The organism is Leminorella grimontii, from assembly GCF_039789245.1.
GTDB classification, from domain to species: domain Bacteria; phylum Pseudomonadota; class Gammaproteobacteria; order Enterobacterales; family Enterobacteriaceae; genus Leminorella; species Leminorella grimontii.
This window is the reverse complement of the sequence record NZ_CP146357.1, coordinates 3,703,027-3,714,619: the sequence shown is the minus strand read 5'-3', so window position 1 is coordinate 3,714,619 and position 11,593 is coordinate 3,703,027. Positions and strand designations below refer to the sequence as shown.

At 54.3% G+C, this 11,593-nt stretch carries 9 protein-coding genes; 7 read left to right on the top strand and 2 right to left on the bottom strand.

Annotation, left to right across the window (positions count from 1 at the left end; genetic code table 11):
- Window positions 1-108 precede the first annotated feature (108 nt).
- The 6 genes from V8L73_RS17135 to V8L73_RS17110 all read left to right on the top strand — a co-directional run bounded on the left by V8L73_RS17135 (window position 109) and on the right by V8L73_RS17110 (window position 6,117).
- Window positions 109-1,383, top strand: a complete 1,275-nt coding sequence (locus tag V8L73_RS17135; protein ID WP_347253556.1) for a GntP family permease — start codon at window positions 109-111, stop codon at window positions 1,381-1,383.
- A gap of 88 nt (window positions 1,384-1,471) precedes the next feature.
- Window positions 1,472-2,611, top strand: coding sequence for an acyl-CoA dehydrogenase family protein (locus tag V8L73_RS17130; RefSeq protein ID WP_027275397.1), 1,140 nt, complete (start codon window positions 1,472-1,474; stop codon window positions 2,609-2,611).
- Window positions 2,612-2,666: 55 nt separating this feature from the next.
- Entirely contained in the window at window positions 2,667-3,443 is a 777-nt protein-coding gene (locus V8L73_RS17125) for an electron transfer flavoprotein (RefSeq protein ID WP_347253555.1), read from the top strand.
- Window positions 3,444-3,465: 22 nt separating this feature from the next.
- A complete protein-coding gene (locus tag V8L73_RS17120; RefSeq protein ID WP_027275399.1) occupies window positions 3,466-4,407 on the top strand; it encodes an FAD-binding protein in 942 nt (313 codons plus the stop codon).
- Between the two features lie 142 nt (window positions 4,408-4,549).
- A complete protein-coding gene (locus V8L73_RS17115) occupies window positions 4,550-5,836 on the top strand; it encodes an FAD-dependent oxidoreductase (protein ID WP_027275400.1) in 1,287 nt (428 codons plus the stop codon).
- Window positions 5,833-6,117, top strand: coding sequence for a ferredoxin (locus V8L73_RS17110; RefSeq protein ID WP_027275401.1), 285 nt, complete (start codon window positions 5,833-5,835; stop codon window positions 6,115-6,117). The genes V8L73_RS17115 and V8L73_RS17110 overlap by 4 nt, the downstream gene beginning before the upstream one ends.
- A gap of 71 nt (window positions 6,118-6,188) precedes the next feature.
- Here V8L73_RS17110 and V8L73_RS17105 read toward each other — a convergent pair whose 3' ends face one another.
- Both V8L73_RS17105 and V8L73_RS17100 read right to left on the bottom strand, forming a co-directional pair.
- The gene (locus V8L73_RS17105; protein ID WP_027275402.1) at window positions 6,189-7,154 is read right to left on the bottom strand and encodes a helix-turn-helix domain-containing protein; all 966 of its coding nucleotides are present in this window, start codon (window positions 7,152-7,154) and stop codon (window positions 6,189-6,191) included.
- 289 nt (window positions 7,155-7,443) lie between these two features.
- Entirely contained in the window at window positions 7,444-8,583 is a 1,140-nt protein-coding gene (locus V8L73_RS17100; RefSeq protein WP_347253554.1) for a 4Fe-4S binding protein, read from the bottom strand.
- 373 nt (window positions 8,584-8,956) lie between these two features.
- Here V8L73_RS17100 and gss point away from each other — a divergent pair, with 373 nt between their 5' ends.
- A complete protein-coding gene (gene gss / locus V8L73_RS17095) occupies window positions 8,957-10,831 on the top strand; it encodes a bifunctional glutathionylspermidine amidase/synthase (protein ID WP_347253553.1) in 1,875 nt (624 codons plus the stop codon).
- The last annotated feature ends 762 nt before the right edge of the window (window positions 10,832-11,593 follow it).

The window sequence follows — 11,593 nt, the reverse complement described above, 5'->3', positions numbered from 1 at the left end:
CCTGGTGGCTATCGGCAAGCGATCCGATGGCTATCAGACCAATATGAGTAAGGCACTATGGGCATTCTTTGTTTAGTCATAGGACTTATTATCCTGATGGTGATGTGTATGAAGGGAATACACATCTTTATTTCCGTGTTTACCGCCAGCCTCTTTCTGGCCGTGACGGCATGGATGACGTCGCCCGACACGCTCAACCCGATAGACGCGATACTCAGAGTCTATACGGGCGGGCTCGGCGGCTATTTTGGCAGCTTCTTTTTTATCTTCGTGCTGGGGGCCATCTTCGGCAAGCTGACTGCGATTAGCGGCGCGGCCGACAGCGTGGCGTCGTTTATTATCGGCAAGTTTGGCGAAAGGGCGGTGATCCCCTCCTTAGTCGCTGCCTGCGCTATTTTGGCCTACGGCGGCGTATCGGTGTTCGTCGCGCTGTTCACCGTGTATTCCATGATGGTCAGCATGTTCAAAAAGGCCAACCTGCCGCGCAGGCTGATCCCCGCCGTTTACTTCGCCGGCGCGGGCACCTTCGTCATGATCATGCCGGGCTCGCCGCAGATCCAAAACCTGATCCCCATGAAGTTTCTCGGCACGTCCGCCACCGCCGGGCTGGTGCCGGGCATGTTGACGGCGCTGTTTCAGGTCACGCTGGTGATCCTGTATCTGTCCTGGCTGTTTAAGAAGGTGAAGGCCAGCGGCGAAGGGTGGGTCGATGACGAAAAAACGGCGCAAAAAGGCGGCGAGGCCAAGAGCCGCCCCATGCCGCACGTTGTCATTGCACTGCTGCCTATGATTATCCTGCTGCTGGTGCTGAACGTGCTTAAGCTGGACCCGGCCATCGCGCTGTTCTCCGCCATCATTGCCGCGCTGATTATCTACGTCAAATTCCTCAATTGGAAAGAGATTGTCGGCAATCTGGCCGCCGGAACGATGGAGGGCGTGACGTCGCTGTTTAATACCGCCGTTATCGTGGGCTTTGGCGCGCTGGTCATGGCGCTGCCCGCCTTTAAGGAGTCGTTCCAAGCGATCGCCCAGTCGGGCATGAGCCCGCTTTTGGTTACGGCTATCGCCGTCGGCGCGCTGGTGTTTATCAGCGGTTCGGGCTCGGGAGCGCTGAGCATCGCCATGCCGCTTATCGCCAGCATGTTCCCCGCCGCCGTTGTGGATCAAGGCGCATTGCACCGGGTGGCGACCATGGCCTGTATGAGCACCACGCCGCCGTTTAACGGGCTGATTATCACCGTATTGAGCGTGTGCGGCGTCAACCATAAGCAGGCCTATGGGCCGGTCGGCATTCTGACGCTGGCGATCCCGCTTATCGCGATGGTCTTCATGCTGCTTCTGTACACGTTCCTTCCCGCGTCCATCACGTCTCTAGGCGGGTAGCTTTAACCAAACCAAAAACGCGGTCGCCTTTGGCGCCGACGAAATAGCGAATAACTATCAGATAAATATCATCAGAGGGAGAAAAAGCATGAATTTTGAACTGACGGAAGAACAGACCCTTATTCGGGACATGGTCAGAGAATTCGTTGAGAACGACGTTAAGCCGATCGCAGGCGAGATAGACAAAGAGCACCGCTTCCCCAGCGAAAGCATTGCGCCGATGGGCGAGCTGGGGCTGTTTGGCTTCAATATCGATGAGGCTTACGGCGGCAGCGAAGCCGACGTGCTCAGCTACGCGCTGGCGACGGAAGAAATGGCCAAGGTGAGCGCCGCTCACGCGATGATTATGGGCTCACAGTGCTCCTTAACCGGCCCCATCATTCAGAAATACGCCAATGAAGAAACCAAAGCGCGCCTGCTGCCGGGCGTGGTGTCCGGCGAGAAGATCGGCTGCTTCTGCCTGTCGGAACCCGGCGCAGGGTGCGATGCCGCCGGCCAGCAAACGACCGCCGTGCGTCAGGGCGATTCATACGTGATTAACGGTTCCAAGCTTTGGATCACCGCCGCGCCGCAGGGCGCCTTCTATATCGTTTTCGCCATGACCGACAAGAGCAAGGGCGTGAAGGGCATTAGCGCCTTCCTGGTAGAACGCGACAACCCCGGCATCAGCATTGGCCTGCCGGAAGAGAAGATGGGCATGAACGGCTCCGATACCTGTTCGGTCAGCTTCAGCGACTGCGTGGTAGCCGAAAGCGCCCGCCTGGGCGCGGAAGGGCAAGGATTCAGTATCGCGATGGAAACCCTCGACGGCGGCCGCTTGAGCTGCTCCGCCATTGCCTTGGGTATTGCGCAGAGTGCGCTGGATGCGACCATCACCTACACCAAAGAGCGCATTCAGTTCGGCAAGCCTATCGCCGCCAACCAGGGCGTGCAGTGGATGCTGGTGGAGATGGCAAACCAGGTGGATTGCGCCCGCATGCTGGTTTATCGCGCGGCGGCGGCCAAGATGGCGGGCGGTGATTATACCCGCGAAGCCGCACAGGCCAAGCTCTACGCCTCAGAGGCGGCTACCTACGTCACTCAAAAGGCGGTTCAGCTGCACGGCGGTATGGGCTACACCAAATCGTATCCCGTGGAGCGGCTGATGCGCGAGGCCAAGCTTACCGAAATTTTTGAAGGCACCAGCGAAGTCCAGCGCATGGTCATCGCCAAGCACATTCTGGCCTGAGTCAGAGCGTTTTTTCTATTAACCGTTTCATTCACCAGAATGGAGAGTACGAACTATGAAACTTATTGCCTGTTGTAAGGTTGTTCACGATGAACAGGACATCACAACCCGCCCGGATCGCACGTTGGCGACGGAAAATGCCGGTTTAAAAATCAGCCTGTACGATCTTAACGCCATAGAGGCGGCGGTAGAGCTGGCGGCAGCGGCCGGCGGCGGCAGCGTGACGGCGCTGAGCGCGGGCGCAAAGGCCATGCAGGAGAACTCCAAGGTCCGTAAGGACATTCTGTCGCGCGGCCCGGACGACCTGACGTCGATAGCCGACGACGCCTGCACTTCTCTATACCCGGCGGAAGCGGCGAAAGTGCTGGCCGCCGCGGCGCAAAAAATCGGCTTCGATCTGCTTATTTGCGGCGAAGGCTCAGGCGACCTGTACGCACAGCAAACCGGGCTTTTGGTGGGGGAAATGCTGGGGCTGCCGTGCGTCAACGCCGTCAGCAAAATCACGGTGAGCGACGGCAAGGTTGTGGTTGAACGAGATCTTGAAGACGTGGTGGAAGAGCTGGAGCTCACGCTGCCCGCCGTCGTCTCGGTATCGTCCGATATTAATACTCCAAAGCTGCCTTCCATGAAGGCCATTCTGGCGGCGAACAAAAAGCCGGTGACCCAGTGGGGCCTTGCGGATCTCGGCGTCGATATCTCTGCGCCGACCACTTCGCTGATAAGAGCCCGCGCGCCGGAACAGGCCGACCGTCTGAGAGTGATCTTCGAGGGCGATTCGGACGACAACATTGCCGCTTTCGCCGACCACCTCCGGCAGGCGCTTAATCAATAATTTATAGGGGAGAAGATCCAACATGGCTAATTTATTACCCACCGTTTTTGTTTATGCAGATAAAGCGGAAAGGCTTGCCGAGCTGATTGCCCTTGCCCGACAGTGGGGCGAAAAGGTTAACGTCCTGTTTGTCGGCGGCGATGCGGACGTCAGCGCCTGCGTGAATTTGGGGGCAGATCGGGTGTATCACCTGCCGCAGCGGGAGGAAACGGTGGTTGAAGACTACGTTCCTTCGTTTGCTCAAATTATTAAAGAGTCCGGCTCGCGCGCTCTGGTGCTGCTGGCTTCGTCAAAGCGGGGCAAAGCGATAGCGGCCCGGCTGGGGGCGAAGCTTGAAGCGGGTGTTGCCAGCGACGTGCTTAGCCTGAGCGTAGAGGGTGATTCCGTGTGCGTAACCCACCAGCTTTACGGCGGCCTGGCCCACGCGCAGGCGCAGATCGGCTCGCCTTATTCGGTGGTGACGGTCGGCAGCGGCCATGACGTAGCGCCCGTAACCGACGCGGCGGCGGCCGAAGTCACTGTGGGTGAGTTCATAGCACCCGCGCACCCGCTTCGTCTGGTGGGGCGCCGTCCTAAGCAGGGCAGCTCGGTAGACCTCGGCAAAGCCAAGTGCGTCGTGGGCGTAGGGCGCGGGTTCGGCAAGCAGGAGGACATCGCGCTGGCCGCCGCATTGGCGAAGGCGGTTCACGGCGAAGTGGGATGCTCAAGGCCTATCGCCGAAGGCGAGGGCTGGATGGAGCACGAGCGCTATATCGGCGTTTCCGGCGTGGCGCTGGGTGCGGACGTCTATATTGCCACGGGCGTATCGGGGCAAATTCAGCACATGGTCGGCGTTAGCCGCGTGAAGACGATTGTCGCTATCAATAAAGACAAAAATGCGCCGATTTTCAACTTCGTCGACTATGGGATCGTAGGCGATCTCTACAAGATCCTGCCTGCGCTGACGGCCAGACTCGGCGGCTGACGCAGGTTCCTCCCAGACTACATGCGGCGCTCTTCCGACCGAGCACGATGGTGATATCAGCACAGCGTTTTTTCGGTCGGAATATTCACGGGAGCTGATTTTATAGGTTTGTCATCAATAGAGAATAGAAGGATAAAAACATATGGCAGACGATCTCTTTGACGCCATTATCGTAGGCGGCGGCCTTGCAGGCGGCACGGCCGCCTACGTGCTGGCAAAGGCCGGGTGCGACGTGCTGGTGGTAGAGCGCGGCAACTTTGCCGGAAGTAAGAATATGACCGGCGGTCGGCTGTATTCCCACAGCCTGGAGGCTATCATCCCTGGGTTTGCGGATGAGGCACCGGTAGAACGGCGCGTAACGCGAGAGAAAATTTCCATGCTGACCGACGACGGCAGCGTGACGCTGGACTATCAAAGTTCCCAGCTAGAGGATGCGGGGGCGCGTTCGTATACCGTGCTGCGCTCGTCGTTTGACCAGTGGCTGATGGGCAAAGCAGAAGAGGCCGGCGCACAGGTAATTACCGGCGTTCGCGTCGACGAGCTGATTGTGAAAGACGGCAAGGTCTGCGGCGTCAAGGCCGGAGACGATGAAATCGAAGCACGGGCCGTGATCCTGGCGGACGGCGTTAACTCCCTGTTGGCCAAGAAGCTCGGAATGACCCAGCGCGTTAACCCGCATACGGTGGCCGTAGGGGTAAAAGAGCTGCTGGAGTTTACGCCCGAGCAGATGGAAGCGCGGTTTGGCTGCTCGGGCGATGAAGGGCTGGCCTGGCTGTTTGCCGGTACGCCGTCAGGCGGGCATATGGGCGGCGGCTTCCTTTATACCAACAAAAACACGGTATCGCTGGGGCTGGTTTTAGGGTTGCACAACGTAGACAAATTTAGCCGCAGCGTTCCCCAAATGCTGGAAGACTTTAAGCATCATCCCGCCGTGGCGCCGCTCATTAAGGACGGAAAGCTGCTGGAATATTCGGCCCATATGGTGCCGGAAGGCGGTATGAATATGGTGTCGGAGTTGGTGGGCAATGGCGTCGTCGTCGCCGGGGACGCGGCGGGCTTCTGCCTTAACGTCGGCTATACCGTGCGCGGCATGGATCTGGCGATTGCCTCAGGCGAGGCGGCCGCGAAGGCGGTGCTTTTGGCGAAAGACAGGAATGATTTTAGCCGCAAGGGGCTCGAAGCCTACCGGACGCTGCTGGACGACAGCTTTGTGATGAAAGACATGCGCTTGTATAAAGATCTGCCCGCTTTTCTGGATAACTCACGTTTTTTCGTCGACTATCCGGCGATGGCCGCCGGCGCGATGCGGGACATGTTCGTCATTAGCGGCCCGGAGCGCCCGTTGCGCAAGAAGCTGATATCTCGCGTTAAGAAAGTCGGCGTAATGAACTTGATCAAAGACGGATTTAAAGGAGTGCGAGCGATATGACTAAGGTCAACGTAGACGTTAAGTTGGGGGTCAATAAGTTCAACGTCGATGAGGGCAACCCCCATATTGTTCTGGCGGACGACATCAATCCGGCTGAGTTTAAAAAGCTGATGACCGCGTGCCCTGCGGGGCTGTATAAGCAGGACGAAAAAGGGCAGTACCTGTTTGACTACGCGGGATGCCTGGAATGTGGAACCTGCCGCGTGTTGTGCGGCGATACTATTCTTGCAAAGTGGGAATACCCCTGCGGCACTTTAGGCATTGAGTTTCGGTACGGTTAGTTGATACACCCTCGATTTCCCCTCGGCCCGGGCCGAGGGGGATCGTTTAGCGGGATACGGCCTGAAAGCTATTACCGAAAAGAGTGCACCTTGCGGTATTCCGACGGCGTCATTAAATATTCGGATTTAAATTTACGGCTCAGATTTGAAATATCGCTAAATCCACAGTCGTAGGCGAGTTGGGTAATATTTCGGTCCGCCATAAGAGGATTCATCAACGCGGCCTTATAGTTCTCAAGGCGTTTTTGATGTATCCAGCGATTAACGGAAGTGCCCTGTTCGTGAAAGAGTTTTTGTAAATACCTGACGGATATTCCGCAGGCATTGGCGCAGTCGCTAATATTCAGGTCAGGGTTTGACAACCTATCTTCGAGATACTGCTGGGCAAGATAAAAAATGGTTGAGCGCCCCGCGCTTTGGGGCGGCATCGCCATGCTCAGCTCGCTGAGCGCCGAGGTTATCAGATTAAGCAGAATGTCCGCCAGCTGCTGGGAATGCTGCTGAGGGATTGAGTCCAGAAAAGGAACATATTTCATAATAAAGCCATAGACCAGCGCGCCGGTGACGCTGTTGCCGCGGATGGCCCTGGCCGTCAGGTTCTGGGTATTGCCCAAGCGGTTAGCAAACTTTTCTCTCGGAATAAGAATTTTGAACAGTGAATAGTCGTCGTCAAAAGACCAGGACGCGGGACGAGCCATGTCAAAAAAGCAGAAATCGCCCTGTCGTAAAAATGCGGTTCTTCCGTCCTGAGACAGGTAACCGGTGCCGGAACGCTGCAGCTCAATTTGAAAATGTTCTTCCTGACTTTGCTTTTGCGCCGCCGGCCTGCTTTTGGCGCTGTGCCCGTTGGATTCCAGCTGAAGAAAACGAAGATCCATCACCCGCTGCTCGACGATATTGGCATAAAAACGCGAGTGGGAGGGTAGCTCTACCTGATTGCACTCGTAAGAAGATAAAAAGCGCCCCTTTACGGTGTCTCTGAATACGCCGAACTTTTCTGCGTCAGGAATATCTTGAGTGGTAAAAATGCTTCTCATAGTGCGCTCACTTTTATTGAAGTATTACTTACTGTCATCCATAAAGAGCAAAATTAAGATATAACATCGAATCAATGTTCCATTACGAATCGGTTTGGAAATAAAAAAACAAAAATGTTATTTAATTATATTTTTCAGCAATGTTAATAAAATGAAAATTTATTTATCTAGCGCTCAAATATTAATTCTTTTTTGAGCTCGCTATTTTATCACTGGGTAGGGTTCTATATTAATTTAATTGCCGATAATTCGAGGGCGATCGCGCTTTTTATGCGACCGCCCGTCAATTTTATGGATGGCCCATCATCTGTGCGCCGGGGATCAGCCTGAAGTACATCTGTTCGGGGACTGGACTGTTCCAGCCGTCGATGTACATTGCGTAACCGATAATGCCGAAAAGGATGCCTAGTACCAGAACCGTCATTACAGCGCCGGACAGCGCGGCCTGTCGCCACAGGGGTTTAGCCCGCTCGCCGGCCTCTGGCCGTGAGCCCACAGGCTTAACGAGAGAGAAGTGAAGCGTTGAGGCTACCGGGCAGGATTCAACGCAGGTCATGCAGGCGGTACATTCAACGGTTCTCACCTGAATCAGACTGTCCACCGGGATGTTGGACGGGCAGGCCTTGGCGCACTTGCCGCAGTCAATGCAGCTCGTCGCGTTTCGGCGGATTTTAAACGGCGAAAACAGCGAGAAAATCCCCAATAGCGCCCCGTAAGGGCAGAGGTAGCGGCACCAGAAGTTGCGGATAAACAGGCTGGCGAAGGTGAAGGCGAACACGCAGGCCAGCGTGATGGCCCCTACGTTGCGAAAGAAGTCGAGCATTTTGACGTCGGCGATCAGGCCGTAGGGCGACATCAGGAACATATAGATGCCCTGCGCCGGCATGGGAAGGGCAATGTAGAGGAAGAAACCGAGCAGCAGGTATTTCAGCCCGCGCAGGGGAATGTCCAGCCATTTTGGCAGCGTGAAATTACGCCCAAACAGCCTTTTGCCCAGCGCCCCCACCAGTTCGGAAAGGGTGCCTATCGGGCAGAGCCAGGAACAGAACGACTTTTTCAGCAGCAGGCTTATCAGGATAAACGCGACCAGCAGCAGCATGGCGGCGGCGTGAACCGGAGGAAGCTGATGGGTTTCCCAGGCAAACTTCAGGTTCATCAGGCCTGCGATCGGCAGCCAGCCCTCGATGCCGCCCGGTCTCGGCACGTAAATACTGGCTCCGCCGGTCTCAAAATAGCGCACCCAAAAGTAGAAGGTGACGCCGATATAGATATTGAACGCCAGCAGCAGAAACTGCGTCGCCCGACGCCAGGTTGAGGCGTTGCGCCAGTCGTTCCAGGGGAGCTTGCCGCCCGTGGTACCCGGCCTGCGCTGCCAGCGCTGCCTTGCTTTTTCACTTACGGATTTTTCACTTACGGTTTTTTCACTCATTGCTCTTCAATTGCCCCGCGTGATTATCTTTTTTCAACGCCGCCTGTCGGCGCGCCGGAGGGGATAGTTGGGCCACGTTACCACGCATGCGGCGGTTAAAAATTGATTTGTGCCTTGTAAATGCATGTTTTATTGTTTTTTAGCTCATTGATTTTTATAAGAAGAACATATTTTACCGAGGACTGGGTATAAAAAACGGCCTCTAAACGTTAGAAGCCGCCGGTAGGTTCGCAGCATATCGAAAGGGAAGGCACAAACGCTATCCAATGTATTAGCCATCCTTCGCTTGAGTGCTATCATTAGCTCACTTCTGTAGTTCTGTGTCAAAAGGCAGGCGTCCTAGTGCCATCCTGCCGTCTTTGGAGTCAGTCTCATGAGCAAACGCTCTAAAAATCAGGATGCGCCTTTCGGGACGCTGTTAGGCTATGCGCCGGGCGGCGTAGCAATTTATTCATCAAACTACGGCTCGTTAAATTTTCGCGACTATCCGGACGAAGCCTCCTTTCGTAGCTACATCGGCAATGAATACATGGGGCACAAGTGGCAGTGCGTTGAGTTTGCCCGCCGCTTCCTGTATCTGAACTATGGCGTCGTATTTACCGACGTCGGCATGGCCTATGAAATATTTTCCCTGCGCTTTTTGCGCGAAGTGGTTAACGATAACCTCCTCCCCCTGCAGGCTTTTGCCAACGGCTCTTCCAGAGCGCCGGTTGCTGGGACGCTGCTTATTTGGCAGAAAGGCGGCGAGTTTAAGGATACCGGCCACGTGGCGGTTATTACTCAGCTCCTTAATGACAGAGTGAGGATCGCTGAGCAGAACGTCATCGATTCGCCGCTGCCTCCGGGGCAGCAGTGGACGCGGGAGCTTCCTTTAACCGTTCAGGACGGTAAGTACACGATCCGCGATTCGTTTGACGACACGGTCATTTTGGGCTGGATGATCCAGACAGAGAAGGCGCAGGATAGCCTGCCCCAGCCGTCGGTTCCGCCCGAGGCGTTGGTCATTCGCGGCAAACGCATTAATAATGAGGGGCAGTTCGACGGCAAGTGGCTCAACGAGCGGGATCCGCTGCAGCTTGCGTACGTTGAGGCTAACGGGAACTTCATTAATAAAGATCCGTATCAGTATTTCACTATATCCAAAAGCGCAGAACAGGAGCTTATCAAAGCAACCAACGAGCTGCACCTGATGTACCTGCACGCCACCGATAAAGTGCTGAAAGACGATAGCCTGCTGGCGCTGTTTGATATACCGAAGATTCTCTGGCCGCGCCTGCGGCTCTCCTGGCAGCGTCGTCGCCATGACATGATAACCGGCCGAATGGACTTCTGCATGGATGAGCGCGGGCTGAAGGTGTATGAGTACAACGCTGACTCCGCCTCCTGCCATACCGAGGCGGGGATCGTTTTGGAGCAGTGGAAGCGCCACGGCTATCGCGGCCCCGGCCACAATCCGGGCGAAGATCTGTTTGATGAGCTGGTTGGCGCTTGGAAACACAGCCGCGCCCGCCCGTTTGTACACATCATGCAGGATGCCGACGACGCCGAGGAAAATTACCACGCCCGCTTTATGCAAAGCGCCCTGACTAAGGCCGGCTTTGAAAGCAAAGTGCTGTTTGGCCTGAGCGAACTGCGCTGGGACGCCACCGGCCAGCTGATTGACGGCGACGGCCGCCTCGTTAACTGCGTGTGGAAAACCTGGGCATGGGAGACGGCTATCGAGCAGGTGCGTGAAGTCAGCGAAACGGAATATGCCGCCGTGCCCATCCGCACCGGCCATCCGGAAAACGAGGTGCGGCTGATTGACGTACTGCTGCGCCCGGAGGTGATGGTGTTTGAGCCGTTCTGGACCGTCATCCCCGGCAATAAGGCGATACTGCCGGTGCTATGGTCGCTGTTCCCTCATCATCGCTATCTGCTGGATACGGATTTTGAGATTAACGACGAGCTGATCGAAACCGGCTATGCAATAAAACCGATCGCCGGGCGCTGCGGTAACAACATCGACCTTATCAGCCGCCATGAAGAGCTGCTGGATCAAACAAGCGGCAGCTTTTCCGAGCAAAAGAACGTCTACCAGCAGCTTTGGTGTTTGCCAAACGTCGACGGCAAGTACATCCAGGTGTGCACCTTTACCGTCGGCGGTAACTACGGCGGGACGTGCCTGCGCGGGGACGAGTCGTTGGTTATCAAAAAAGAGAGCGACATTGAGCCGATTATCGTCCTTAAAGATAAGGACTTTTTATAAATAAATAGAGAATGCCGCGGTTCGACGTTTCGGAGCGCGGCATTGTCTTTTATAAAACCTCAGCGACAAAAATTGGCTTCGCCCGCTACCGATCCTGGCGTTCGTTAGCTTCTATTTTATCTACCCCTATTTGGGTATGTAAATTGCCGTATTTAACAACTCTTTTTTTATTATCATTGGATTTTCATTTTTACTACATTTCTTATATCTGTTTTTGAATTCATTGATTTGAGTGTTTTTTATACACTGATTATCGATTTTAGCCCTATTAATTTGTCCAAAAGTGGTCTGTCTTTAGCAATTTTATAGGTCTAGGCATCGAACGTTGGTGTTTTTTTGCTATAAAGGCGATGCCTGTCTAATGTTGCATATAAAAAATATAATTTAATCAGTTAGTTGAATGACCATTTAGCGTAGGGCTCTATGCCGTTATAGCCTTCATAACGCTCACATAAAGAGTGGGCAATGAGATCGTGGATAGGAATTATTCAATAGTTAAAAATGAAATAAAGCATTTGTGCAAATTAAAAAACTATATTTACGATAACTTAAGTTTAAGCTTCCGATCCTATATTAAATTATTTAGTATTTATTTGTCATAAAAAGAGTTGTTTCTTTGGTTCTGAAAGGTCATCAAAAAATCTTCATCTCGATGGCGACCTCAATTTTATCAGCGAGGCTCATCGTTCATTATTTTATGCCGTGAAAATAATATTTAGACGCCAAATAGAATAAAAACAACTTTTCAATAAAAAATTAACT

Excerpts from the sequence above, each read along its gene's own strand:
- gss (WP_347253553.1), top strand. The coding sequence starts at position 8,957 with ATGAGCAAACGCTCTAAAAATCAGGATGCGCCTTTCGGGACGCTGTTA.
- V8L73_RS17105 (WP_027275402.1), bottom strand. The coding sequence starts at position 7,154 with ATGAGAAGCATTTTTACCACTCAAGATATTCCTGACGCAGAAAAGTTC.
- V8L73_RS17130 (WP_027275397.1), top strand. The coding sequence starts at position 1,472 with ATGAATTTTGAACTGACGGAAGAACAGACCCTTATTCGGGACATGGTC.
- V8L73_RS17110 (WP_027275401.1), top strand. The coding sequence starts at position 5,833 with ATGACTAAGGTCAACGTAGACGTTAAGTTGGGGGTCAATAAGTTCAAC.
- V8L73_RS17115 (WP_027275400.1), top strand. The coding sequence starts at position 4,550 with ATGGCAGACGATCTCTTTGACGCCATTATCGTAGGCGGCGGCCTTGCA.
- V8L73_RS17125 (WP_347253555.1), top strand. The coding sequence starts at position 2,667 with ATGAAACTTATTGCCTGTTGTAAGGTTGTTCACGATGAACAGGACATC.
- V8L73_RS17100 (WP_347253554.1), bottom strand. The coding sequence starts at position 8,583 with ATGAGTGAAAAAACCGTAAGTGAAAAATCCGTAAGTGAAAAAGCAAGG.
- V8L73_RS17120 (WP_027275399.1), top strand. The coding sequence starts at position 3,466 with ATGGCTAATTTATTACCCACCGTTTTTGTTTATGCAGATAAAGCGGAA.
- V8L73_RS17135 (WP_347253556.1), top strand. The coding sequence starts at position 109 with ATGAAGGGAATACACATCTTTATTTCCGTGTTTACCGCCAGCCTCTTT.